Annotated in this window: 28 protein-coding genes; 14 read left to right on the top strand and 14 right to left on the bottom strand. The window is 67.7% G+C overall.

The features are described from left to right. A partial coding sequence (locus AUL32_RS18745) for a GMC oxidoreductase (RefSeq protein ID WP_244497971.1) occupies positions 1–327 on the top strand: 327 nt, incomplete at its 5' end. Positions 328–368: 41 nt separating this feature from the next. Continuing rightward, entirely contained in the window at positions 369–1,259 is an 891-nt protein-coding gene (gene mmsB / locus AUL32_RS18740; RefSeq protein WP_062118397.1) for a 3-hydroxyisobutyrate dehydrogenase, read from the top strand. A 549-nt stretch (positions 1,260–1,808) separates the two neighbouring features. Here mmsB and AUL32_RS18730 read toward each other — a convergent pair. Together AUL32_RS18730 and AUL32_RS18725 are read right to left on the bottom strand one after the other, a co-directional pair. Next, complete coding sequence (locus AUL32_RS18730) at positions 1,809–2,558, bottom strand: PspA/IM30 family protein (RefSeq protein WP_062118353.1); 750 nt, start codon at positions 2,556–2,558, stop codon at positions 1,809–1,811. Further along, positions 2,555–2,980, bottom strand: coding sequence for a YjfI family protein (locus AUL32_RS18725; protein ID WP_061978609.1), 426 nt, complete (start codon positions 2,978–2,980; stop codon positions 2,555–2,557). The genes AUL32_RS18730 and AUL32_RS18725 overlap by 4 nt, the downstream gene beginning before the upstream one ends. A 107-nt stretch (positions 2,981–3,087) precedes the next feature. Here AUL32_RS18725 and AUL32_RS18720 point away from each other — a divergent pair, with 107 nt between their 5' ends. From AUL32_RS18720 to AUL32_RS18705, 4 genes are read left to right on the top strand one after another with little or no spacing between them, the layout of a single operon-like run. Next, on the top strand, positions 3,088–3,744 hold the full coding sequence (locus AUL32_RS18720; protein ID WP_374700968.1) for a DUF2491 family protein: 657 nt from the start codon (positions 3,088–3,090) through the stop codon (positions 3,742–3,744). A gap of 34 nt (positions 3,745–3,778) precedes the next feature. Then, a complete protein-coding gene (locus AUL32_RS18715) occupies positions 3,779–4,180 on the top strand; it encodes a DUF350 domain-containing protein (protein WP_062118347.1) in 402 nt (133 codons plus the stop codon). Between the two features lie 10 nt (positions 4,181–4,190). Then, positions 4,191–4,760 carry a DUF1190 domain-containing protein gene (locus AUL32_RS18710; RefSeq protein ID WP_062118344.1) on the top strand — a complete coding sequence of 190 codons (570 nt, stop codon included), beginning with the start codon at positions 4,191–4,193 and terminating at the stop codon, positions 4,758–4,760. A 3-nt stretch (positions 4,761–4,763) separates the two neighbouring features. Beyond that, positions 4,764–5,921, top strand: a complete 1,158-nt coding sequence (locus tag AUL32_RS18705; RefSeq protein ID WP_062118342.1) for a glutathionylspermidine synthase family protein — start codon at positions 4,764–4,766, stop codon at positions 5,919–5,921. Between the two features lie 35 nt (positions 5,922–5,956). On the opposite strand, the gene AUL32_RS18700 is transcribed toward AUL32_RS18705, so the two are convergent. Genes AUL32_RS18700 through AUL32_RS18685 form a run of 4 tightly spaced genes read right to left on the bottom strand, consistent with a single transcriptional unit; the run spans position 5,957 to position 8,957 of the window. Continuing rightward, complete coding sequence (locus tag AUL32_RS18700; protein ID WP_062118340.1) at positions 5,957–6,772, bottom strand: ABC transporter ATP-binding protein; 816 nt, start codon at positions 6,770–6,772, stop codon at positions 5,957–5,959. After that, positions 6,765–7,490 carry an ABC transporter permease gene (locus tag AUL32_RS18695; RefSeq protein WP_062118337.1) on the bottom strand — a complete coding sequence of 242 codons (726 nt, stop codon included), beginning with the start codon at positions 7,488–7,490 and terminating at the stop codon, positions 6,765–6,767. The genes AUL32_RS18700 and AUL32_RS18695 overlap by 8 nt, the downstream gene beginning before the upstream one ends. Beyond that, positions 7,490–8,218 (bottom strand): ABC transporter permease, encoded by a 729-nt coding sequence (locus tag AUL32_RS18690; RefSeq protein WP_061978602.1) that lies wholly within the window; start codon positions 8,216–8,218, stop codon positions 7,490–7,492. The genes AUL32_RS18695 and AUL32_RS18690 overlap by 1 nt, the downstream gene beginning before the upstream one ends. Positions 8,219–8,252: 34 nt before the next feature. Next, positions 8,253–8,957 carry a GntR family transcriptional regulator gene (locus tag AUL32_RS18685; protein WP_062118395.1) on the bottom strand — a complete coding sequence of 235 codons (705 nt, stop codon included), beginning with the start codon at positions 8,955–8,957 and terminating at the stop codon, positions 8,253–8,255. Positions 8,958–9,376: 419 nt separating this feature from the next. Between AUL32_RS18685 and AUL32_RS18680 the strand changes: the two genes are divergently transcribed. The 5 genes from AUL32_RS18680 (at position 9,377) to AUL32_RS18660 (ending at position 15,938) form a co-directional block, all read left to right on the top strand. Beyond that, a complete protein-coding gene (locus tag AUL32_RS18680) occupies positions 9,377–10,189 on the top strand; it encodes a lysine/arginine/ornithine ABC transporter substrate-binding protein (protein WP_374700967.1) in 813 nt (270 codons plus the stop codon). Between the two features lie 137 nt (positions 10,190–10,326). Further along, positions 10,327–11,709: an aspartate aminotransferase family protein gene (locus AUL32_RS18675; protein WP_156421524.1), complete on the top strand. Its 1,383-nt coding sequence runs from the start codon at positions 10,327–10,329 to the stop codon at positions 11,707–11,709. 70 nt (positions 11,710–11,779) lie between these two features. Next, the gene (locus AUL32_RS18670) at positions 11,780–13,372 is read left to right on the top strand and encodes a gamma-glutamyltransferase family protein (protein ID WP_062118330.1); all 1,593 of its coding nucleotides are present in this window, start codon (positions 11,780–11,782) and stop codon (positions 13,370–13,372) included. Positions 13,373–13,401: 29 nt separating this feature from the next. Then, positions 13,402–14,835, top strand: coding sequence for an NAD-dependent succinate-semialdehyde dehydrogenase (locus AUL32_RS18665; protein WP_062118328.1), 1,434 nt, complete (start codon positions 13,402–13,404; stop codon positions 14,833–14,835). Positions 14,836–14,885: 50 nt separating this feature from the next. Next, positions 14,886–15,938, top strand: coding sequence for a bile acid:sodium symporter family protein (locus tag AUL32_RS18660; protein ID WP_202814416.1), 1,053 nt, complete (start codon positions 14,886–14,888; stop codon positions 15,936–15,938). A 68-nt stretch (positions 15,939–16,006) separates the two neighbouring features. Here AUL32_RS18660 and AUL32_RS18655 read toward each other — a convergent pair whose 3' ends face one another. The 6 genes from AUL32_RS18655 to AUL32_RS18630 all read right to left on the bottom strand — a co-directional run bounded on the left by AUL32_RS18655 (position 16,007) and on the right by AUL32_RS18630 (position 19,662). Continuing rightward, positions 16,007–16,912, bottom strand: coding sequence for an MBL fold metallo-hydrolase (locus tag AUL32_RS18655; RefSeq protein ID WP_062118325.1), 906 nt, complete (start codon positions 16,910–16,912; stop codon positions 16,007–16,009). A gap of 49 nt (positions 16,913–16,961) precedes the next feature. Then, the gene (locus AUL32_RS18650; protein ID WP_062118322.1) at positions 16,962–17,780 is read right to left on the bottom strand and encodes a sulfite exporter TauE/SafE family protein; all 819 of its coding nucleotides are present in this window, start codon (positions 17,778–17,780) and stop codon (positions 16,962–16,964) included. Then, positions 17,777–18,235: a YeeE/YedE family protein gene (locus tag AUL32_RS18645; protein WP_062118319.1), complete on the bottom strand. Its 459-nt coding sequence runs from the start codon at positions 18,233–18,235 to the stop codon at positions 17,777–17,779. Before AUL32_RS18645 ends, AUL32_RS18650 begins: the two co-directional genes overlap by 4 nt. Positions 18,236–18,238: 3 nt before the next feature. Next, on the bottom strand, positions 18,239–18,664 hold the full coding sequence (locus tag AUL32_RS18640; protein WP_062118316.1) for a YeeE/YedE family protein: 426 nt from the start codon (positions 18,662–18,664) through the stop codon (positions 18,239–18,241). A gap of 10 nt (positions 18,665–18,674) precedes the next feature. Then, entirely contained in the window at positions 18,675–19,022 is a 348-nt protein-coding gene (locus AUL32_RS18635) for an ArsR/SmtB family transcription factor (protein ID WP_062118312.1), read from the bottom strand. Between the two features lie 94 nt (positions 19,023–19,116). After that, positions 19,117–19,662, bottom strand: coding sequence for a TetR/AcrR family transcriptional regulator (locus AUL32_RS18630; RefSeq protein WP_062118309.1), 546 nt, complete (start codon positions 19,660–19,662; stop codon positions 19,117–19,119). 90 nt (positions 19,663–19,752) lie between these two features. Here AUL32_RS18630 and AUL32_RS18625 point away from each other — a divergent pair, with 90 nt between their 5' ends. After that, complete coding sequence (locus AUL32_RS18625; RefSeq protein ID WP_062118306.1) at positions 19,753–21,273, top strand: MFS transporter; 1,521 nt, start codon at positions 19,753–19,755, stop codon at positions 21,271–21,273. Between the two features lie 75 nt (positions 21,274–21,348). On the opposite strand, the gene AUL32_RS18620 is transcribed toward AUL32_RS18625, so the two are convergent. Beyond that, complete coding sequence (locus AUL32_RS18620; RefSeq protein WP_061978592.1) at positions 21,349–21,558, bottom strand: TOBE domain-containing protein; 210 nt, start codon at positions 21,556–21,558, stop codon at positions 21,349–21,351. 131 nt (positions 21,559–21,689) lie between these two features. Continuing rightward, positions 21,690–22,103, bottom strand: coding sequence for a RidA family protein (locus tag AUL32_RS18615; protein ID WP_062118305.1), 414 nt, complete (start codon positions 22,101–22,103; stop codon positions 21,690–21,692). Positions 22,104–22,262: 159 nt separating this feature from the next. On the opposite strand from AUL32_RS18615, the gene AUL32_RS18610 reads away from it, so the two are divergent. Both AUL32_RS18610 and AUL32_RS18605 read left to right on the top strand, forming a co-directional pair. After that, a complete protein-coding gene (locus AUL32_RS18610) occupies positions 22,263–22,859 on the top strand; it encodes a TetR/AcrR family transcriptional regulator (RefSeq protein WP_062118303.1) in 597 nt (198 codons plus the stop codon). A gap of 287 nt (positions 22,860–23,146) precedes the next feature. Continuing rightward, positions 23,147–24,088: a dihydrodipicolinate synthase family protein gene (locus tag AUL32_RS18605; protein WP_062118302.1), complete on the top strand. Its 942-nt coding sequence runs from the start codon at positions 23,147–23,149 to the stop codon at positions 24,086–24,088. Positions 24,089–24,250 lie beyond the last annotated feature (162 nt).

Below are 24,250 nucleotides of genomic sequence, written 5' to 3'. Positions count from 1 at the left end.
CGCCTGACCCGCCGCATCGTCTCGCAGGACGCGCTCCGGCCCTACCGGCCGCAGGAGTTCAAGCCGGGGCCGGAGTTCGAAAGCGAGGAGGAACTGGTGGCCGCCGCCGGCGCCATCGGCACCACGATCTTTCATCCCGCCGGCACCTGCCGCATGGGCGCGGACGAGGGTTCCGTGGTGGATCCCGCGCTTCGCGTGCGGGGCATCGGCAACCTGCGTGTGGCGGATGCCTCCATCATGCCCCGCATCGTCTCCGGCAACACCAACTCGCCGACGCTGATGATCGCGGAAAAAGCCGCCGAGTTGATCCTCCAGTCTTGGCGCTGACCCGTCTTTCGTCGCCTGCCGCGTTTTCCAAGGAAGCCATCATGAGTTCGAACCGCATCGCCTTCATCGGTCTCGGCCATATGGGCCGACCGATGGCCCTGAATCTGGCTCGCGCCGGCCACGCGCTGGCCGCGTTCGACGTTTCGCCGGCAGCGATCGAGGCGGCGCGGGCGGACGGTTTGCTGGTCGCGGAAACGCTTGCGGCGGCGGTGCGCGAGGCGGGCGTGGTGATCACCATGCTGCCGGCGGGGGCGCATGTTCTCTCGCTCTGGCAGGAGGCGCTGCCGCATCTCACGCCCGGCACGCTGCTGGTCGACTGTTCCACGATCGACATCGAAAGCGCGGGGCGCGCGCACGACCTCGCCGCGCAAGCCGGCTTCGCCTCGCTCGACGCACCGGTCTCGGGCGGCACCAAGGGCGCGGAGGCGGGAACGCTGACCTTCATGGCGGGCGGCGAAGCCGCCGCGTTCGAAAGGGCCCGGCCGCTCCTCGAGATCATGGGCTCGCGGATCGTCCATTGCGGCGGGCCGGGGGCGGGGCAGGCGGCGAAGATCTGCAACAACATGATCCTCGGGGTGTCGATGATCGCGGTGGCGGAGGCCTTCGTCCTGGCCGAGCGGCTCGGCCTGTCGCCCCAAGCCCTGTTCGACGTCGCCTCGACCTCCTCCGGCCAATGCTGGTCGCTCACCAGCTACTGCCCCGTGCCCGGCCCCGTCCCCGCCTCGCCCGCCAACAACGACTATAAGCCGGGCTTTGCGACGAACCTGATGCTGAAGGACCTGCGGCTGGCCAAGGCGGCGGCCGATGCGAGCGGCGCCCAGACGCCGCTCGGGCACCACGCCGAGCAGCTTTATGCGGGTTTCGCGGAGGCGGGGCAGGGCGATGTCGATTTTTCCGGCATCATCCGGCACTTGCGGGATGGGGGTGCCTGAGAAGCAAGACGGGAAGAACCGTCGAGCTTTATGCAGAGCGCTGGCATTCGAGCCAGCGCGCGCTGGAGGCGAGCGAGACGCCGCATCGAAGCCCGATCGTCGCCGCATGGCTTGGGAGCGAACAGCACTTGCCTCCGCCACGAACCCGCTACGCGATCGTCTTGGCGAAGCACCTTTTTCCCATTTGCGAGGGAGCGCGTGTTCAGCGTGGGGACATCAATCGTCCTTGGCCGGAGGATATGAGAGGCCGAGCAGGTCGAGCAAAAGAGCCGCTCGAAGCGCCAGCACTGGACCGCAGCTTGTGAGAACGCGCGCGGAGTTGAAGATCTCACCTTCTCGAAAGATCACGCGCAGGCCTGCCGCGATCCGACGAAGAGGGAGGGGAATGGGGAAGAGACTGTCGGGCAACCCGGTCGGCGCGGTCCGCCAGTGCTTCTCCACCGTCAGGCCGGCGCTTGCCCGCCGCCCGGACCGTTGCCGATCCGCGCGGAGGCGCCATCGCATCCCGCAAGCTCGGCGGCCCTTCGCCGACGAGATGCCGAATCGTCGTTAGGATTTCGGCTCGTAGCCGATGCCGGGGACCGACGCGGGCGATGGGAGTTCGTCCCGCTTGGGCTCCGCCCGCAGGATCTCGGCGAAGACGTCGTCCGACGATGAGCGGTTGCCGCCGATCCCCGCTTCCAGCAAGGCCCGATCAAGCGAGGAGCCGCTTTCCAGCGCCTGGAGTTCCGCGCCGGCCTCGATCCGCCCGGCGATGGCCTCCTGCCGCTTCTTCACCCGCTCCAGCGATTCCATGGCGCTGCCGAGCCGCGAGTTGACGCCGGCATGGCTGGAGGCGATGGCCGACTGCGCCTTCAGGAGGGACTCGTTGGCTTTCACGCTTTCCACCTCGCGGCGCATCGTCTGGATGCGTGTTTCGGTGTCCTGCACGGCGCGCAGCATCTGCGCCTGCGAGGCCTGGAGGCGCTGCAGCTCCGCCTCGTCGCGCGAGAGGTCCGAGCGGTTGCGCGACATGCGGTCGGCCAGCTGGCGGGCCAGGTCCTCGCGGCCCGCCGCAATGGCGGCGCGCGCCGATTCTAGATCCTTCTGGTCCTTGGCCCGCGCCTCGTCCACCCGCCGGCTCAGCGCCTTGGCGGTGGCCATGATGCCGGCGAGGTCGGCGCGCGCCTTGCGCAGCGCGGCGTCCGCTTCGCGGATTTCCTGATCGAGCGTGCGCAGCGCCTGCGTGTCCGCCACGCTTTCCGCCGCCTCGTTGATGCCCCCGCGCACGGCGGAGAACAGCTTGCCCCAAACGCTCATGCTTGGCCCTTTCCCTGGCGCCACTCGGACATGAAGGCGGCGGCGTCCGCCGCGTTGCCGGCGAGAACGGCGATCTCTTCCACGACGACCTCGGCCGAGGACCGGGCCGACAGCGAGCCGAACAGCTCGTACCATTCCTCGCCGTTGACGGTCGAGATGCCGAAGGTGGAGAGCGGCACGAGCTTGTGGGTCTTCAGCGCCAACCGCTCGAAGGCGGACCGGTTCGGCACGCTTTCGGCGGGCGCGAGCATCACGCTGGCGAGGATCTGGTCGCCGCCGGCGACGACGAAGACATCGAGATGCCCTCTCTCCTTCAGCGTCACGCGAAGGACGTCCCCCTCGACCGACACGTCCACGTCGCCGAGCGCCGGAGGATCGGCCGCAAAGAGTTCCGTAAGGGATGCGAGGTTCCAGTTTGCCACGTCTTTGCGAACTCCCGTTCGAACTCGTCACCACGCCTTCACCGGGTGGCCGTTATGTCATACTGGTTGTGCGGGACGGAACAAGGCACGAAGCGATGATCGGACGCATCTTTGGTTGGGGATCGGGGAGCGAGGCGAGCGACCTTCCCGCGGAGCGCGGCCCTCTCGGCGTCGCCATCGGCGGCGGTATCGACATCGACACGCTCAGCCTCCAGGCCATGATGGCCGGCGCGTCGACGGCCATGCCCGTGCCCGCCGGAGGCATGATGATCGTCGCCGCCTATGGCGAGGCGCGGCTCGACGCCGACATGGTCCTGTCGCGCTACTACGACGCCGACAACACGATCCTCCAGGTGCTGTCGGCCTCCGGCGCGCCGGGCGACGACCTCATCGACGTCAGCCTCTATCGCCCCTGGGACAGCGTGGTGCCCGTCGGCTCGGCCGAGTGGACCCATTGGCGCGGGCCCGCCGGCCTGATCGGCCAGCCGCGCTACGACGCCGACGGCGTCCTGTTCGAGCGCTTCTGGGGCGAGGGCGCGGGACGGGCCGATCTCGTGGAGTTCGTCGAGACCGTGGAAGACGGCGAGGCGCGCCGCGAGATCCATCAGTCCTGCATGCTCTATGCCCGCCAGCTGGGCGAGGGCCGCGAAATGCTGCTCATCAATATCGAGCGCGACCTCGGCCGGAAGGCGGCGGCGCAGGGAAGCTCGATCGAGTTCATCATCGGCTACGGGCTGATGGCGGCCGACGTTCGCCGTCTCTGACCTCTCGACTCTTCGCAAAAGGAACCCTCCCGACATGTTCGGCTACGTCGCGGGCCTGCCGGCCTTCCTCGCCTATTTCGCCACGGGCCTCGCGGCCCTCGCCGCCTTCGCGGCCGCCTATTCCGCGCTGACCCCGCAGCACGAGCTACGCCTGATCCGCACCGGCAATTCGGCGGCGGTGGTGGCGTTTCTGGGCGCGATCCTGGGCTTCTCGCTGCCGCTCGCGTCCGCTGCCGCCCATTCCGTGTCGTTGGCCGATTTCGCGATCTGGGCTTTGATCGGCGGCGTGTTCCAAGCGATCGCCTTCGGCGTCGCATGCCTCGCCATGCGCGACATGCCCCGGCGCATCACGGAGGGCGAAATGGCCGGAGGGCTCTGGTCGGCGGGCATTTCGCTGGCGGTCGGCGTCCTCAACGCCGCCTGCATGACGTCGTGAGACCGCCGCCATGAGGAAGCGCTTCACCGATCTCGCAAGCGGGCCGCTCCTGGCCCTCGGCACGATCGCCGCCGGGACGCTGGTCTTGTCGCGCTGCGACGGCGGGCCGGACGAGAACACGATGTACACCTCGGTCGCGCAATGCGTCGAGGCCGGCTATTCCACCGGCGTCTGCCAGTCGGAATATCAGGCGGCGATGAAGGAGCACATGCGCTCGGCCCCCAAGTTCGACAGCGGGACGGCCTGCGAGAGCGAGTATGGGGCCGGGCACTGCGTTGAGGTGCCGCGCGAGCAGACGGGCCAGCCGGGCGTCGGCAGCATCTTCCTGCCTCTCATGACCGGCTATCTCCTGTCCTCGGCGGTGCAGAGCCATTCGGGCTACAGCGGCGGCTACAGCGGCGGCTATTATCCGCGCTCGACGCCGATCTTCACCAACCGCTCCGGCAAGACCCTGCGCTCGGACCCGGTAGTCGGGACTGAGGTCACCCCGCCACGCCCGGCCAACGTGAACACGCGCGCCATCTCGCGCGGCGGCTTCGGGGGCCTGTCCTTCGGGCGTGGCGGCTCCCATGGCGGGTGACGCATGGAACGCCTGACCATTCCCGCCCGCGACGGCTGGCAAGCCAAGGCGGAGGCCGTCGGCTTCGGCTTCCACGAAATGTATGGCGAGCCCTATTGGCTGGACGACGTCTACTACCGCTTCACCATGGAAGAGATCGAAGAGGGGATCGAGGCGCCGACGCAGGCCCTGCATGAGATGTGCCGGGATCTCGCGGCGGAGGTCGTGGAGTCCGAGGCTCTGATGACGCGGCTCGCCATTCCCGCCGATCAGTTCGACACGGTGCGCGCCTCCTTTCGTGCCGGCGAAGCCTCGCTTTATGGCCGGTTCGACCTCGCCTATGACGGGCGAGGCCCGGCCAAGCTTCTGGAATACAACGCCGACACGCCGACCGGCGTCTTCGAAGCCGCCTATTTCCAGTATGACTGGCTGATCGATCAGGTCGGACTCGGCCGGTTGCCGGAGGGCGCCGATCAGTTCAACCTGATCCAGGAAAGCCTGATCTCCGCCTTCGCCGCCCATCCGGCGGACCGCATCTTCCATTTCGCCGCGATCACCGCCAGCGACGAGGATCGCGGCACTGCCGCCTATCTCATGGATTGCGCCGTGCAGGCCGGCCACCGCACGGCCCTGATCGACATGGGTTCGATCGGCGTGGACGAGGCCGGGCGCTTCGTCGATCCGATGGAGCGGGTGATCGATCGTTGCTTCAAGCTCTATCCTTGGGAAGACATGATGCGCGAGCCCTATGCGCGCCATCTCCCAACCTCGGGCACGCAATGGGTGGAGCCGCCCTGGAAGGCGATCCTCTCCAACAAGGGCATCCTGCCGCTCCTGTGGGAGCGCCATCCCGGCCACCCCAACCTTCTGCCCGCCTTCTTTTCGGACGATCCGAGAGCCGAGACGCTGACCAGCAGCGTGCGCAAGCCCTTCCACTCCCGCGAGGGAGAGAACGTCGCGATCCGGGAGAACGGCCGGACGGCGGAGGAAACGGAGGGCGACTACGGCGAGGGGCCGACCGTGGTGCAGGCGTTCACGCCCTTGTTCGAGGCGGCGGGGCAGTTCGCGGTTCTCGGCACGTGGGTCGTCGGCGATCTCGCCTGCGGCCTCGGCATCCGCGAGGATCGCTCCCGCATCACCTGCAACCTCTCCCGCTTCGTGCCGCATGCGATCGTGGACTGAAGCCGCCTCGCGTTCGACCCGAGCAAAGCTTCCGCTTAGAGCCGATGCCCGGCCGAAAGCGACAGGAATTCGCGGACGCGAGGGGAGTTGGGGTTGGAGAAGAAGTCGGCGGGTGTCGCTTCCTCCTCCACGGCGCCCTTGTGAAGGAAGACCACCTTGCTGGACACGTCGCGCGCGAAGCTCATCTCGTGGGTGACCACCAGCATGGTGCGCCCCTCTTCGGCCAGCGAGCGCATGACCCGCAGCACTTCGCCGACGAGCTCGGGGTCGAGCGCCGAGGTCGGCTCGTCGAACAGCATGACCTTGGGCCTTTGGGCGAGTGCGCGCGCGATCGCGGCCCGCTGCTGCTGCCCGCCGGAAAGCTGCGAGGGGTAGTGATGGCGCTTGTCGGCGATGCCGACGCGGGCAAGAAGCGCCTCGGCCTCTTCCAGGCATTCCGCCTTCGGGCGCTTCTGAACGTGGATCGGCGCTTCCGCGACATTCTCGAGGATCGTCATGTGGGACCAGAGATTGAAGCTCTGAAACACCATTCCGATATGGGAACGCAACCGGTCGACCTGTCGCCGGTCGGCGGGTTCCGTGCCGTGGCGTCGCTTGCGCAAAGCGATGATCTCGCCGCCGACCGCGACATCGCCGGAGTCGGGAACCTCCAGCATGTTGATGCATCGAAGCATCGTGGACTTGCCCGATCCCGAGGAGCCGAGGATCGAGATCACCTCGCCCTCCCGCGCTTCGAGCGACACGCCCTTCAGGACTTCGAGCGCGCCGAACGATTTTCTGAGCTCGGTGACGGACACGGCGGGAACGGCGCCGGCGTTGGGAAAGGGAGCGGGGGGTTGTTGCTCAAGCATGGGCGCTCCTGACATCGATTTCCCCGACGCTTCTGTCGCGAAGATGGGGCGACAGGCGGTGCTCGACGGCGAGGACGATCCGGGTGAGGATGAAATTAAGGGCAAGATAGATCGCCCCGGCGACGACGAAGACCTCCACGGCGCGGAAGGTTTCCGAGATCAGCTTCTGCGCGAGGCCGGTGACCTCCATCAGGGTGATGATGGAGGCGAGCGCGGTTGCCTTCACCATGAGGATGATCTCGTTGCCATAGGCGGGCAGGGCTTGGCGCAGTGCGATGGGAACGACGATCCGGCGCAGGAGAAGGAAGCCGGACATGCCGCAGGCGCGTGCCGCCTCGACCTCGCGGGCGGGCACCGCCCTGAGGCCGCCCCGGAAGATCTCGCTGCCATAGGCGGCGGTGTTCAGCGTCAGCGCGAGGGCCGCGCACCAGAACGGATCGCGCAGGAAGGGCCAAAGGCCGATTTGCTGCAGCGTCGGTCGGAACTGCCCGAGGCCGTAGTAGATCAGGAAAATCTGCACCAAGAGCGGCGAGCCGCGAAACACGAAGACATAGACGTTGGCGAAGCCCGAGCCGAGCGGGCCGGCGAAGCTGCCGAGAAAGGCGATCGCCAGAGCCAGGAGGTAGCCGGCCAGGATCGAGATTGCCGCCAGTTCCAAGGTCAGCGGCAGGCCGCCGAGCAGCACGACGAATGTGTGCCAGAGGAAGGGAAGGTCCATCAGACAGCCCTCCTGACGCCGCGCGACACCCGCGTTTCGGCACGGCGGAACAGGAGCGTGGAGACCCAGGTGATCGCGAGATAGAGAAGAACGGCCGTCAGATAGAAGTCGAGCGGCTTGCGCGTCGAGCCGGCGGCGATCTGCGACTGGCGCAGGAGTTCGACCAGACCCGTCACCGAGATCAGCGCGGATTCCTTCAGGACGAGCTGCCAGGTGTTTCCGAGGCCCGGCACGGCGTAGCGCAGCACCAGCGGCACCACGATGCGGCGCGCCATCGGCCAGGGGCGCATGCCGACTGCGCGCGCCGCTTCGAGCTCGCCCTTGGCGACGGACCGGTACGCGCCCCGAAAGACCTCGGCCTGATAGGCCGCCGACACGACGCCGATCGCCAGCATGCCGGTCAGAAAGGCAGGCATGCCGATGAAGCCGCCCGCGCCGAAGATCCCCGCCACGGAGCCGAGCACGGCGCTGCCGCCGAAATAGAAGAGATAGATGACGAGAAGATCGGGAACCCCGCGAAGCACGGTCGTGTAGGCGTCTCCCAAGACCCGTAAGGCGCGCCGCCGCGACAGCTTGGCCCAGGCGACGAGGGCGCCGAGCGCCGAACCGGCGGCGAAGCCGCAGACGGAGACGGCCAGGGTCATCGCCGTCGCCGTCAGCAGAGCGGCGCCCCAGCCACCGGGGCCGAAACCGACGAGGGAGAAATAGTCCGTCAAGGCGGGCGGCATGGCGGGGACCTCGGGTTGGAGGGGCGAGCTTTGGTCAGGCGCCCGTGGGCGGGCGCCTGTGCTTCATCAGTTCCTCGAGCTTCATCATGTTGCGCAGCGAGCTTTGCACATGGTCCCGCGCGGCCGTGGCGGCGGCCTCGGGATTCCTCGCTTTCAGCGCATCGGCGATCGCGCGGTGCTCGGCGAGATCGGAATCGGCAAGGTCGATCCAGAGCACTTCGAGCCAGAGCGCCAGCTGCAGCTGCTGGTAGATCTGCTCGCTGACGCGCAGAAGCGCCTCGTTGCGCGTGGCGCGGGCGATGACCTTGTGGATGTACAGGCCGAGTTCGAGATTGCGGGCCTGATCGGACGCCGTCATTCCCGAGCTGGAGCGAAGCGCCGCCATCTCGTCGACGATGCCGGAAATCTCGGCCAGGTCCTCGTCCGTGGCGCGGGCGCAGGCCAGCTCGGCGGCGCAGATGTCGAGCGCCTCGCGAACGCGCAGGAGGTCGCAGACCGCGCCGACATCGAGATCGGCCACGGTGTAGCCGACGTTGCGCTCCCCGACCACGAGCCCTTCGCGCTCCAGCTTCATCAGCGCCTCGCGAAGCGGCGTGCGGCTGACGCCGAAGCGCTTGGCCAGCGCACTTTCCGCCAGCCGCTCGGCCGGGCGGACCCGGCCGCTCAGGATCAGGTCCTTGAGCTGGAGATAGGTCGCCTGCCGGACGGATTGGGTCTCCGATGGATCGTTAGTGGTCAAGGCTCCGCGTCCCGTCTTGTCGAGCTGGTGGGGCTTGTCGGTCGCATCGACACCATCGGGGAGCAAGGCGGGTGCTGACAAATTCTCTTGCCTCGTCAAATTGGATACGATTATGTACCCAACATTGGATGTCCCACGCAATAGGCATATTGACCGATTGTAGAAAACAAAGGCAAGTCCGGTTGTCGCCCCGGCGCCGGTTGGAGCGATGCCCGATGTTCGACCCAGCAAACGATGCCGCCGCGAACACCATGAAGCTCTCCGCCAAAGGCCCGCTCGAACGCCTTTGCCTCGCCACCGCCGCCCGCCGAGCCTCGCGCCGACGCGGCCCCGTTTCCTCCCCAGCCGCGCGCCTCAACCCGCCGGCGTCCATCGAAGGTGATCCGATGCTTTCTTGCAGATTTCCGCTTCTCGCCGCGATGACGGCGTTGCTCGCATCCACCGTGGCGGCTCCGGCGCAGACCAAGCCGACCACCGTCACCATCGCCACGGAAGGGGCCTACGAGCCCTGGAACTTCACGGCGGCGGACGGCACGCTTCAGGGCTTTGAGGTCGATCTGGCCGCCGACCTCTGCAAGCGCATGGAGGTCACCTGCACCGTGGTGGCGCAGGACTGGGACGGCCTCATTCCCTCGCTCAACGCGCACAAGTTCGACGCGATCATGGCGTCCATGATCGTCACCGACAAACGCAAGCAGGCCATCTCCTTCAGCGAACCCTATGCGCCGACCGCGGCTGCCTTCATGGTGGAGAAGGGCGGCGCACTCGCCGGCCTTCCCGGCACGGGGACGAGCGTCGATCTCGCGGCCGATCCCGCCAAGGTCGAGAGCGAGCTGAAGCCGCTGCGCGCGGCGCTGGAGGGCAAGTCCATCGGCGCCCAGAGCTCGACCGCCAACGTCGCCTTCCTGGAGAAGTATCTGAAGGGCGCCGTCGAGGTGCGGGAATACAAGACCGTCGAGCAGCACAATCTCGATCTCGCCGCCGGGCGCATCGACGGCGTCGTGGCCCAGAAGACCTCGCTCGACGCGATGCTGGGCAAGCCCGATTTCGCCGGCTACGAGATCGCCGGCCCGACCTTCGAGGGCGACGTCTTCGGCCAGGGCATCGCGGTCGGCCTGCGCAGGGACGACGCGGCTTTGAAAGCCGAGTTCGACAAGGCGATCACCGCCGCCAAGGCCGACGGCACAATCGATAAGCTGTCCGACAAGTGGTTCAAGGCCACGGCGAAGTAACGCCCGAATCCTCCGTTCGGCGGCTCGGCGAGACCGGGCCGCCGGGCCGTCATGCGGCCAGCGTTTTCCCCAACAGCTCAAGACCGACCATGCGCCGGGCCAAGGCTCGTCCGCCCGCTCAATTCCCGGAGGCCATCGTGCCAGCGATCCCCAATTCCCTCGAAGCGCGCGACGTCGCCCACGTCCTTCACCCCTACACCAATGCCGCCAAGCATCTGGAAGAGGGGCCCTTCGTGGTCGCTGGCGGCGATGGCATCCACATCATCGATACGGACGGCAATCGCTATATCGAAGGGCTGAGCGGCCTGTTCTGCGCCTCGCTCGGCTTCAGCGAACGGCGGCTCGTGGATGCCGCGATCCGGCAGCTGGAGCAGCTTCCCTTCTACCATTCGTTCGGCGGCAAGTCGCACGAGACGGCGATCGAGCTGGCCGAGCGCCTGCTCGCCCTCTCCCCCGTTCCCATGTCGAAAGTGTTCTTCGCCAATTCGGGCTCCGAGGCGAACGACACGGCCATGAAGCTGGTCTGGTATTATCACAACGCGATCGGCAAGCCCGAAAAGAAGAAGATCATCTCGCGCGTCAGGGCCTATCACGGCGTGACGATCGCCTCGGCGAGCCTGACCGGCCTTCCCAACAACCATCGCGACTTCGACCTGCCGATCGACCGCGTCCTGCACACGTCCTGCCCGCTCCACTACCGATACGCCTTGCCGAACGAGAGCGAGGAGGCTTTCGCCACACGCTGCGCCGAAGAGCTGGAAGCCCTGATCCTCAAGGAGGGGCCGGAGACGGTCGGGGCCTTCTTCGCAGAACCGCTGATGGCGTCGGGCGGCTGCATCGTGCCCCCGCCGACCTATTACGAGAAGATCCAGGCGGTTCTCGCCCGCTACGACATCCTGCTGATCGCCGACGAGGTGATCTGCGGCTTCGGGCGGCTCGGCACCCTGTTCGGGTCCGAGGCCTTCGGCATGAAGCCGGACATGATCTCCATGGCCAAGCAGTTGTCCGCTGCCTACCAGCCGATCTCGGCTCTGATGATCAACGAGAAGATCCAGGCCGCGATCGTCTCGGAAAGCCAGAAGATCGGCACGTTCGGCCACGGCTTCACCTATGGCGGCCACCCCGTGGCGACGGCGGTCGCCCTGGAGACCCTCAAGATCTACGAGGAGCGCGACATCGTCGGCCATGTCCGCGCCATCGCCCCGCGCTTTCAGGCGCGCTTGCGCGCGCTCGGTGCCCATCCGCTGGTCGGCAACGCGCGGGGCATGGGCCTGATCGGCACGCTGGAACTCGTGCGCGACAAGGCGACCAAGGAGCCGTTCGACCCCAAATTCGCCGTGGCCGTCCATGCGGGAAAACGCGCGCAGGCGCACGGTGTCATCACGCGGGCGCTGGGCGACACGGTCAATCTCTGCCCGCCGCTGATTATAACCGAAGCCGAGATCGACGATCTCTTCGACCGCATCGAACTGGCGTTGGACGACACGGCCGAATGGGTTCGCCAGTCGGTCATGGCCTGAAACGCCGAGGGGCCGGGCGGCGCGGCGGGTCGGCGTCGCGGCCGCAAGACATGGGGATGATGGAGTGAACATGCGCAATTTCGAAGAGCCCGGCCGTTCGCTTGCGGTCGGCCGGAACGGGATGGCGGCGACGTCGCACCCCGCCGCGACGCTGACGGCCGTCGAGATTTTGAAGGCCGGCGGCAACGCGGTGGACGCGGCGGTCGGCGCCTGTGCCGTTCAATGCGTGGTGGAAGCGGGCTCGACCGGGGTCGGGGGGGACTGTTTCGCGCTGCTGGCGCCCGGCGGGGGCGACCGTGTCCTCGCCTTCAACGGCTCGGGACGCACGCCCGCCGCTCTGACGCCCGAGCGGCTGGCGGAGCTTGGCGTCACCACGCTGGATCGCTCTTCGCCGCACGTCGTCACCGTGCCGGGCGCGGTGGATGCCTGGACCCGGCTGGTTTCCGATCACGGGCGCATGCCGATGCGCGAGATCCTGTCGCCCGCCATCGCCATGGCGCGGGAAGGCTACGCGATCACGCCGCGCGTCGCCCACGACATCGAGGGCCAGCGCGAGATGCTGGCCGCCGACCCCGTGGCGCGCGAACTCTTTCTCGTGAACGGCGAAACGCCCGCCGTCGGGACGCTGCAGCGGCAGAGGGAACTCGCCGCCACGCTTGAGGCGATCGGCGAGAACGGCAGGGACGCCTTCTATCGCGGCGCCGTGGCCGAGGACATGGTGGACCGGCTCACCGCTCTCGGCGGCCTGCACACGCTGGAGGATTTCGGCGAGGCGGCGGGAGAGTATGTCGAGCCGTGCAGCGTGACCTATCGCGGGTGGACCGTGCACGAGTGCCCGCCGAACGGCCAGGGCATCGTCGCGCTGATGATCCTGAAGATCCTGGAGCGCTTTCCCGTCCGGTCCCACCCGCTCGACGTGGACGCGATCCATGTCGAGGTCGAGGCGACGCGGCTCGCCTATGCCGCGCGCGACGCCTTCGTGGCGGACCGGAGCGTCAGCGACGTTCCCGTCGACCATCTCCTGTCGGACGAACTAGCGGACCGGCTCGCGGCCGAGATCGACCTCTCGCGTGCGATCGACCCGCTTCCCGTTCTGGATGCGGTGGAGCATTCCGACACGGTCTATATCTCGGTGGTGGATCGGGACCGCAACGCCGTCAGCTTCATCAACTCGATCTTCCATCCCTATGGCAGCGGCATCTTGGCGCCCAAATCCGGGGTGCTCCTGCACAATCGCGGCCAGAGCTTCTCGATGGCGCCCGGCCATCCCAACCGGATCGGCCCGCGCAAGCGCCCGATGCACACGATCATCCCCGGAATGGTGACGCGGAGCGGGCGCACGGTGATGAGTTTCGGCGTCATGGGGGGCCATTATCAGGCCATGGGTCATGCGCACATCCTGTCCAAGCTGTTCGACCACAGAATGGACCTGCAAAGCGCCATGGACCTGCCGCGCCTCTTCCCGCTGCCCGGAACGAAGGTGGTGGAGATCGAGGAGCGGTTGCGCCTGCGCATCGGCGAGGAGCTGACGCGGCGCGGGTTCTCCGTTCAGCCGCCGAAATGGGCGATCGGCGGATCGCAGGGCATCTGGATCGACTGGGACAGCGGCGCGCTGCTGGGCGGCTCGGACCATCGCAAGGACGGCTGCGCCCTCGGTTTCTGACCGGGCCGGCAGCACGAGGAGAGACGAAAATGAGCGGATATTCCGATACGCATCTGTTCGTGGACGGGCGTTGGCGCGACGGCACGGGCGAGCGGATGGCGGTCGTCTCCCCCAGCACGGGCGAGACGATCGGCACCGTGGCGCACGCGCGCGAAGGCGATCTGGACGAGGCACTTCTGGCGGCCGAGCGCGCCTTCCGGGACTGGCGCCTCACCAGCCCGCTGGACCGCTCCAAGCTCATGCGCCGCGCGGCCGACATCCTGCGCGAGCGCGCCGAGAGCATCGCCCGCCTCATGACGATGGAGCAGGGAAAGCCGCTTGGCGAGGCGCGGATCGAGACGCTCGGCGCCGCCGACACGATCGATTGGTTCGCCGAGGAGGCGCGCCGGACCTACGGCCGCGTCGTTCCCGCCCGCGCGCCCAACGTCACGCAGATGGTGGTGAAGCATCCGGTCGGTCCGGTCGCCGCCTTCACGCCGTGGAACTTCCCTCTCAACCAGGCCGTGCGCAAGGTCTCCGCCGCGCTGGCCGCCGGCTGTTCCGTGATCCTGAAAGGGCCGGAGGAAACGCCGGCGAGCTGCGCCGAACTGATCCGGGCCTTCGCCGACGCCGGCGTGCCCGCCGGCGTCGTCAATCTCGTCTATGGCGATCCCGCCACGATTTCCGGCTACTTGATCGCCCATCCCGTGGTTCGCAAGATCTCGTTCACGGGGTCGACGGCGGTCGGCAAGCACCTCGCCTCGCTCGCGGGCCTTCATATGAAACGGGCGACCATGGAACTCGGCGGCCACGCCCCGGCCCTGGTCTTCGAGGACGCCGATCTGGCGCTGGCGGTGAAGGTGCTGTCGGGATCGAAGTTCCGCAACGCGGGCCAGGTCTGCGTGGCGCCGACGCGCTTCCTGGTGCAGGACGCCGCGTTCGAGACGTTTCTCAGCGGGTTCTCGCAAGCGGCATCGGCCATTCAGGTCGGCGACGGGCTGGCGGAGGGCACCGCGATGGGGCCGCTCGCCAACCGCCGGCGGGTCGAGGCAATGGAGACGCTGGTGGCGGACGCCGTGTCGCGCGGCGCGCGGCTGGTAGCGGGTGGAAGCCGGATCGGCAACCGGGGCAACTTCTTCCAGCCGACCGTGCTGGCCGACGTGCCGCTGGACGCGCGCGCCATGAACGAGGAGCCCTTCGGCCCGCTCGCATTGGTGAACCGCTTCGACACCTACGAGGAGGCCGTGCGCGAGGCCAACCGCCTTCCCTACGGACTGGCGGCCTATGCCTACACCACTTCGGCCAGGACGATCTCCGGCCTGTCCCGTGACGTCGAAAGCGGCATGCTGTCGATCAACCATCATGGGCTGGGGCTGCCCGAACTGCCGTTCGGCGGCATTAAGGATTCCGGCTACGGGTCCGAAGGCGGCTCGGAGGCCATCGAAAACTATCTCGACACGCGCCTCGTCACCAGCGCCGCCTGACGCGCCTGCGCCGACGAACCCCGACCCTGCCGCGAAGGACACAAGCCTTGCTGAAGCGATTGCCGATCGATCCCTATATCGCGCTCATGCTGGGCGTCGTGGCCCTGGCCTCGCTTCTGCCGGCGTCGGGGCAAGGGGCGGTGGCCGCCGGCCTTGCGGCAAAGCTCGCGATCGCCTTCCTGTTCTTTCTCTACGGTGCCCGCCTCTCGCCGCAGGCTGCCTTCGCGGGCCTGCGGCACTGGCGGCTGCATACGGCGGTGCTGCTCAGCACCTATGCCCTGTTTCCGCTCTTGGGGCTCGCCATCGGCCTGCTTGTTCCCAGCGTCCTGTCAGAGCCGCTTTATGCCGGCATCCTGTTTCTCTGCGTCCTGCCGTCCACCGTGCAGTCCTCGATCGCCTTCACATCGATCGCGCAAGGGAACGTCGCCGCCGCGCTCTGCGCGGCGTCCGCGTCCAACCTCCTCGGCATCTTCGTGACGCCCGCGCTGGTAGCGCTTCTCCTGCACACCCAATCGGGCGGCTTCTCGTTCGACATCCTCTTCGACATCGTTCTGCAACTGCTCGCGCCCTTCGTGGCCGGCCAGCTGCTCCGCCCGCTGATCGGCGCCTTCGTGCTCAAGCACAAGAAGGGGCTCGGCCTTCTCGATCGCGGCTCGATCCTTCTCGTGATCTACGTCGCCTTCTCCGCCGGCGTCGCGAGCGGCATCTGGCACCGCCTCGCCCTTGCGGATCTGGCGGTGCTCGTCCTCCTCTGCGCCGTGCTTCTCGGCCTCGTCTTGGCCGTCACCACGCTCGTCAGCCGATATGTCCTGCGGTTTCCCGTGGAGGACGAGATCGTGCTGATCTTCTGCGGCTCCAAGAAATCGCTCGCGAGCGGGCTGCCCATGGCGAGCGTTCTGTTCGCGGGGCCGCAGGTCGGCATGATCGTGCTGCCGATCATGCTGTTCCACCAGATCCAGCTCATGGTCTGCGCCGGACTGGCAAGGCGCTACTCGCTCCGCGCGCTGACGGCGCAGGACGCGGCCACGCTGGCGGTGCGGGCGGACGAGACGGATTTCGACGTCGAGCCCCAGGCGGAACAGGTCGGCGCGCGGATTGGCTGAAGCGCTTCCGGTGGCCATCCTCACGGCGGAAGGGCGGGAGAGAACCCGATGGCTCCCTCCCGCTGGACTCACCAGGCCGCGCCTTCCAGCCTGTCGAGCGGGATCTTGAGATAGCGCCGCCCGTCGCTTTCGGGCTCGGGCAGACGGCCGCCCCGGATGTTGACCTGCAGCGAATGGAGGATGAGGTTCGGCATGGCGAGCTCGCGGTCGCGCGCTTCGCGCAAGCTCACGAAGGCCTCGCGCGTCGGCGCCCGCACCAGATGGATGTTGGTGCGGCGCTGCTCTTCGACCGTGGATTCCCAGCGCGGCTCGCGCCCGCCCGGCTGGTAATCGTGGCCGGTGAAGACGCGCGTATCGCCCGGCAGGGCGAGAAGGCGCTGGATGCTGTCCCACAGCGCGCCGGCGCTGCCGCCGGGAAAGTCGGTCCTCGCCGTTCCCCCGTCCGGCATGAACAGCGTGTCGTGAACGAACACGGCGTCCCCCACCCGATAGGCGATCGAGGCCAGCGTGTGCCCGGGGGTGAACAGGACTTCGACCTCCAGCGCGCCGATGCTGAAGCGCTCGCCGTCGGCAAAGAGCCGGCTCCACTGCGAGCCGTCGGCCGGGCAGCATCCCTCGATATGGTAGAGGCCCTGCCATAGCCTCTGAACGCCGCGCACCTTCTCGCCGATCGCGGTCGGCGCGCCCGTCCGGTCGTGGAGATAGCCCGCCGCCGAGAAATGGTCGGCATGGGGATGGGTGTCGAGGATCCATTCGAGCGTCAGCCCCTCGCGCTCGATGAAGGCGAGGATCGCGTCGGCCGAGCCGGTGGCGGTCGCGCCGGACTTGGGTTCGAAGTCCAACACGGGGTCGATGATGGCGCAGGCTCGCGTCAGTGGATCGGCCACGACATACTGGACGCTGAAGGTCCGATCGTCGAAGAAGCCCGTAACGATCGGCTTGCCCGCGAGCGGGGCGGGTTTGGGCGATTCCATGCGAAGTCTCCCTTTCTGGGATGGGCTGGGCTTTCGGGGATGGGCTGCGTCAGCCGAGAAGGGCGGGAAGCCCCTTGGCGACGATGAAGAGACCGACCGCGACCACGAGCAGCGCGAAACCGAGGCCGAGCGCCTGTTTGCGACCCGACAGATGCGCGCCGAGCGCGGCGCCGGCCCAGCCGCCGACGAGACCGCCGGCGACGAAGAGAAGGGCGAGCGGCCAGTCGACGAGGCCGGAAGCGGCGTAGCTTGCCGCCGTCGCCGCCCCGAAGGCCGCGACGCCGACGAGCGAGGTGCCGATGGCGAAGGCGAGCGGCATACCCGTGGCGAGAACCAGCCCCGGCACAATCAGGAAGCCGCCGCCGATGCCGAAGAAGCCGGAGAAGAGGCCGACCGCGAAGCCGATGAGGATCAGCATCGGCAGAAGGCGGGGCGCGGTTTCCCATGTCAGCCGAACGGCGGGATCGCCCTGCGTGCCGCGCCGACGCATCATGGCGAGGCCGACGCCGATCATGACCAGGCCGAACAGCGTCAGAAGCCGCTCGCCGTCGACGGCCTTGGCGGCCGTCGCGCCCGCCAGAGAGCCGGCGACCCCGGCGAGCGCGAACACCGCCGCGCAGCGCCACTTGACCCGCTTGGCGCGGGCATGCGGCCAGAGATTGCCGAGCGCGCTGGCGGCGACGGCGACGGCGCTCGTGCCGATCGCGACATGAGGCGACGGGATTCCGACGACATAGACCAGAAGCGGCACGGCGAGGATCGAGCCGCCGCCGCCGAACAGGCCGAGCACCAGCCCGACAAGGCCGCCGGACGCGGCGCTCAATGCCAGCATGGCGCCGGATACCAGCGTGAAGGGCAGCGCGATCATGCGCCCGCCCTCCGCTTGGGCGCGATGGCGCTTGGCCCCGAGCGCGGGGCGGGCATCAGGCGAAGGAGGAGCATTCCCGCGACCATCGCGGCGACGAAGACGAGCGCCGGGGCGGGGGCCAGCGCGAGCGCGGCGAGCGCCGGGCCGGGGCAGAGGCCGACGAGACCCCAGCCGATGCCGAACACGACAGCGCCAGCCAGAAGGCGCCGATCGATCTCGCGCCGCGCGGGGAGTTCGAAGCGCTCGCCGAGCCAAGGCCGCTCCATCCGCCGCGCCAGCGCGAAGGCCGGCGCGGCGACGAGGATCGCGCCGATCATCACGAAGGCGAGGCTCGGGTCCCAGGCGCCGAAAATGTCGAGAAAGCCGAGAACCTTGGCCGGCACGACCATCTGCGACACGACGAGACCCGCGCCGAAGACGAGGCCGGACAGAAGAGCGAGAAGAACGCGCGCCATCGCTCAGCCCCCCATTCCGTGCCGGACGAGGAAGACGGTGGCCATGGCGCTCGCCATAAAGGTCAGCGTTGCGACGAGCGAGCGGCGCGAGCCGCGCGCGACGCCGCAGACGCCATGGCCGCTGGTGCAGCCGGACCCGAGCCGCGTTCCGAACCCGACCAGGAGCCCGGCGAGCGCGACGACCGGCAGCGTGACGTCGATCGAAACGGGAGGCCGTGCGACGCCGGCGAACATCAGCAACGGGGCGGCTGTAACAAGGCCGACGAGAAAGGCGGCGCGCCATTCGAACTCGGAACCGGCGGGCTTCAGCACGCCGTCGAGAATGCCGCTGATGCCGGCGACGCGCCCGTTCGCCAGAAGGAGAAGCGCGGCCGACAGGCCGATCAGGAGGCCGCCAGAGAGGGCGGGGAGGGGGGTGAAATGATCCAACGTCTTTCTCCTACGCGCCGAGGCGCCCCTCGGACTCCGGGTCGCCCGCCTTGTCGGCGGGCGGGCAGAACAGGCCCTGGAGCGTTGCGAAAAGCGCCGAGATGCGGGGGTCGGCGATGCGGTACCAGAGCGTCTGGCTTTCGCGGCGATAGGCTACGATGCCCTGCTCGCGCAGCACGGTGAGATGCTGCGAGAGGGCCGACTGCGACAGGCCGATGGCCTCGGCAAGCGAGCCCGCCGTCGCCTCGCCCATGTCGAGAAGCTTGCACAGCAGCATCAGCCGTCGCTCGTTGGCCACGGCCTTCAGGATCGCGGCGACCTCGGCCGCCTTCTCCTCGAACGCCTGTAGTCCATCCATTGCGATACTCCCTTTGTTGAGGGATATCTAATTTAGGAGATTCTAATATGCAAGGGCCCGAGAGATCGCCCTGCTGCAATCCGATAGAGGCCGGTCAGAGAGGGCGGTCGAGAAGGCGGGAGAGAACGCGCTCGACATCATCGAGCAGGGAGGAGGGAATGCCGTCTTCGCTCAAGCCGATGATCTGCATGAGGAACAGGCCCTCGACCGCAAGAAAGGTGACGCGCGCGGCCTCGGCCTCCGGCGCGTCGCCCGCCAGCCGATCGAAGATCGAGCGATACCACGCCCGCGTCTGGCTGAGGTTCTCCGGGTTCTGGATATAGGCGATCATGAGCCCGGCCATCTTGGCGTCCATCGCGTTCTGCGAGGACCGCAAGGCTGCGATGTAGCGACTGACGAACTCCGCCGGTGACGCCGCGCGATCGGGCTCGAGCATCTGGTCGAACCGGTCGGTCCAGCGGTCCACCAGCGCTTTCACCAGGGCATCCTTCGAGGCGAAGGAATATTGCACCCCGCCTTTCGAGATGCCGGCGGCTTTCGCCAGTTGGTCGATCGTCAGGCCCTGCGGCCCCTCGGCCCGCACGATCGCCTCCGCCGCGTCGAGCAGGGTTTCGCGCGTGATGGTCGGCTTTCGTCCCATGCGTCCGGCTCTCCGCTCTCGGATGAATTCTCGTTGAAATCCATACGTATGTATTTATATAACGCGGCGCAACCGGGATAGAGATCCGCCATGACTGCCCAACAGCCCGATCCCAGACGCTGGCTCACCCTTCTCGCCGTCATGCTGGCCTTTCTGCCGGTTGTCCTCGACATGACGATCCTCCATGTCGCCGTGCCGACCCTGACGCAGGATCTGCGCGCATCGGCCAACGCGGTGCTCTGGATCATCGACATCTATCCGCTGCTGATGGCGGGGCTGGTCGTGCCGATGGGAACGCTGGCCGACAAGGTGGGTGCGCGAAAAATCCTGCTGCTTGGGCTCGTCGTCTTCGGGCTCGCTTCGGCCTTGGCCGCCTTCTCCACCAGCGCCGGCCTGCTGATCGCGGCGCGCGGCCTTCTGGCGATGGGCGGCGCGATGGTTATGCCCAGCGTTCTCGGGATCATCCGCAAGACCTTCGAGGACGATGGCGAGCGCGCGATGGCGCTGGGCCTTTGGGGCACGGTCGGCGCGGCCGGTGCGGCCGTCGGGCCGCTGATCGGGGGCGGGCTTCTCGCCCATTTCTGGTGGGGCTCCGTCTTTCTGGTGAACGTGCCCGTCATGCTCGTCGTCGCGCCGGCCTGCGCCCTGCTTCTGCCCAAGGGCGAAGCGACGATGCCCGGGCGATGGCCCATCGGGCAGGCGCTGCTCCTGATCGCCGGCATGATGTTGCTGGTCTACGGCATCAAGGCCGGGTTCGGCGCCAAGCAGCCGCTGCCGCTGATCGCGCTGATCGTTCTCGCCGGCGCCGCTCTGCTTGCGATCTTCGTGCGCTGGCAGCTTCGATCCAGGACGCCGATGCTGGACATGACCCTCTTCTCGCATCCCGCCATCGTGGCGGGCATCATCATGGCGGTGGTCGCCTCCGGCGCGCTGGCGGGGGTCGAACTGACGCTGGCGCAGGAGTTGCAATATGTGCTGGGCAAGACGCCGCTTCAGGCCGGCTTTTTCATGATCCCGATCATGGTCGCGGCGGCGCTGGGAGGTCCCGTCGCGGGCACGCTGTCGAACCGGTTCGGCCTGCGGAGCGTCGCCTGCGTGTCGCTGCTGATCGCCGCCGCCTGCCTCGGCGCCCTCGGCCTCAGCGATTTCGGCGAGCCCGGCCTCGCCGTTCCCGCGCTGCTGGCCGTGCTCGGCCTGACCTTGAGCATCGGCCTGACGGCCTCCTCGATCGCGATCATGGGATCGGTGGAAGCGGCCAAGGGCGGCGCGGCGGGCTCGCTGGAGGCGACCTCCTACGAACTCGGCACCGGGTTCGGCATCACGATCTTCGGCGTGTTCATGTCGGCGGTCTTCGCCGCCTCGATCGACCTGCCGCCCGAGCTCGCGCCGCCGCTCGCCGAGCAGGCGTCCCGCTCGATCGGCGATGCGTTTCTCGTGGCCCATGGCATGGGCGGAGAGGAGGCTGCCGCCTTGATCGGCGCCGCGAAACGCGCCTTCAGTCAGAGCCACACGGCGCTTCTATCGACCGCGGCGATGATTCTCGCATTCCTCGCCGTCGCCGTGTTCTTCCTGCTGGGAAGCTACAGGGCGCGGAGCAGCCCCGCCCACTGAGGCCGACGCGTCGCTCACGCATGCGTCGGCCTGCAGCTCTTGATTCCGGGTCGTGTCGGTGAAGTCTCGGTTCGGTCAGTCGACCGCGATCATCACGTCGGACGCCTTCACCACGGCATAGGCGTCCTTGCCCACTTCGAGGCCGAGCGCATCCACCGCCTCGTTCGTGATGGACGACGTGATGATCGCGCCGCCCGCGACTTCGATCCGCACATGCGCGGTGGTCGCGCCCTTGGTAATTTCGACGACCTTGCCCTTGAGCTGGTTGCGAGCGCTGATCTTCATGCGATTCTCTCCGGGCTTTAAGTGACACTCGGCGCGCCGGCGCCGCGTCCGATGGTCCTACATCATGCAGGCGACGAACTCATAGCGGGGTCGAGCGGTCGCGACGGATTGTCCGGCTCCTTTTCGCACGCTCAGCGAGACGGTGCGTGCGCGCCTGCCGGAATGCGAGCGATGACCTTGATCTCGAAGTCGAAGCCGGCGAGCCAGTTGACGCCGATCGCCGTCCAGTTGGGATAGGGTGCCTCGGAGAAGATCTCCGTCTTCACTTCCATGATCGTCGGAAACTGGTTTTCGGGATCGGTGTGGAACGTCGTAACATCGACGATGTCGTCGAAGGTGCAGCCCCCGGCGGCCAGCGTCGCTTTCAGATTGGCGAAGGCGAGCCGGACCTGCTCCTTGAAGTCGGGCTCCGGCGACCCGTCCGCACGGCTGCCCACTTGGCCGGAAGCGAACAGAAGGTCGGCCGAGCGGATCGCGGCGGAATAGCCGTGGGCTTCGTAGAGCGCGTGGCGATCGGCGGGAAAGACGGCGTCGCGTTTGGTCATGACGAGTTCCTTGTTGGGGGGTGCTGGACCTTCGTCTTCGAAAGGCCAAGGGGCTTCGTGCAGCCGGGTTTCTATGATATACGGCCCGTATGTGAAATTATCGCATACGCCCCGTATGTCAACCGGACTCGTATGCTTATGCCGAGGATGGACCCCGCCATGGTTCCCAGACGCCGCGCCGAGACGATGGAGGAAAATCGCGCCAAGCTGGTTTCGGCGGGTCGCCGCGCCTTTGCCGAAAAGGGCTTCGCCGCCGCCTCGATGGACGATCTGACCGCCGAGGCGGGGCTGACGCGGGGCGCGCTCTATCACAAATTCGGCGACAAGAAGGGGCTGCTGGCCGCTGTGGTGGCCGAGGTCGATGGCGAGATGGCGGCGCGGGCGCGAGACGCCGCCGCGTCCGCCGGAAGCGACTGGGACGGGCTGATCGCCGAAGGCGCGGCCTATATCGAGATGGCGCTCGACCCCGAAATCCGGCGCATCGTCCTTCTGGACGGGCCGGCCTTTCTAGGAGACCCGTCCCACTGGCCCAGCCAGAACGCCTGCCTCGAAATGACGAAACAGGCGGTCGAAAGACTGATGGCGGACGGGATGCTGAAACCCGTCGATGTCGAAGCCGTCGCGCGCCTCCTGAACGGCGCGGCCCTGAATGCGGCCCTGTGGGTCGCGGCGAGCGACGAGCCCCGGTCCGTTCTCCCACGGGCTGTCGAAGCCTTCCGCGTGATGGCTTCGGGTCTGCTCGCTGAGCGCGGGTAAGCCGGATCGCTGCCGTTGTTCGGCGAGCGGTTTTGCCTCTCGGGAACATGTCGGCCTCGTTTCATCGAGCCGCACGGGGTGGGTCGGAAAGAGGGGCTTGTATCTTGCGGCTCCGGAGGCCGAGGCTTGCATTGAACCCGAGGCAAGCGGCGCGGGCGAGGCGCCGCGCCTCTCTCGCCAGATACAGATTTGGTCTTCGGCGTCCCCGTTTCGAAAACTCGTATGGACCCTTTATGCGGTCCTGCCGAATTCTCCCCTCATCGAGACAACGGGAGCGATCTCCTTCGATGAGTACGGCTTTCACCGGCGTGGTCACGTCCTTGATCACGCCTTTCACCTCCAGCTTCGACTTGAGCCTCGGCCATGCGTCGCGGGTGGACACGTTCCGCGTCGCCTGCCTCGCGCGATGGCAAGCGCGCTGCGGCGTCTCGGCGCTCTCGGTCGCGGGATGGGCGGGCGAGGGGTCCACGCTTTCGCGCGCCGAGCGCATCGCGCTGATCGAGGCCGCGAGCGGCGCCAAGGGGCCGATGGCCATTCTGGCCGACATCGGTTCACCCAGCACGGCGGCGTCCGTCGCGCTCGCCATGGACGCCACCAGCGCCGGGGCGGACGGGCTCGTTCTTGTCATGCCCTATTACAACAAGCCGACCTTTCCCGGCATTCGTCGCCATGTTGAAGCCGTCGCAAGCGCAACGTCCCTGCCGCTTCTTCTGGAGTTCGACGAGGCGAGGACGAAGGTCCGACTGTCGTCGGTGGAGATGGCGGAACTGACCGGCATCGGAACGGTGGCTTCCGTCATCGACCATTCGCCCAACCCGCTGCATGTCGAATGCATGAGCCGGGCACGGCATGGCGTCTCGTTTCTGGCCGCTCACGAGCCGACGGCCGCCGCCTGCGGACTGCTGGGGGCGGACGGGCTGTTCAGCGCCGTCGCGAATTGCGCGCCGGGCCTGGTGGTCGCGCTCTGGCGGGCCATCGAGGAGGGGGATGTCACCCGAGCGCGAGATATCGCCGCGCGTTTGAAGCCGCTTGCCGATCTCGTGGAGGCGGAGGGCGTGCCCGCGCTGAAAGAGCTTCTGCAGGATGCCGTCGGAAGCGAGACGACGGTTCGCCTCCCGCTGCATCCGCTCGGCCAGGCCGCGCGCCGGCAGGTCGAGGCTGTTCGCCAGATGTTGGACGAGGCGCAGGCGGCGCCCAGTGCCGCTCAGCGGAAGGTCGCCGCCCGATGAGTGCCCTGCGCGAATGGGAGAGCGCCTTCGACCCACTGGCCTTCACGCTGAGGCCGAACGGACGGGGATGTTGGCTCGTGGAAGGACCATGCAATCGCTGCGGCGGGCTCTTCGTATCGCGAGACGCCGCGCTCGCGTTCATTCACCGCGAGCGGCGGGCGC

The organism is Aureimonas sp. AU40, assembly GCF_001463785.1.
Lineage (GTDB): Bacteria > Pseudomonadota > Alphaproteobacteria > Rhizobiales > Rhizobiaceae > Aureimonas.
This window is presented reverse-complemented; position numbering and strand designations above follow the sequence as displayed.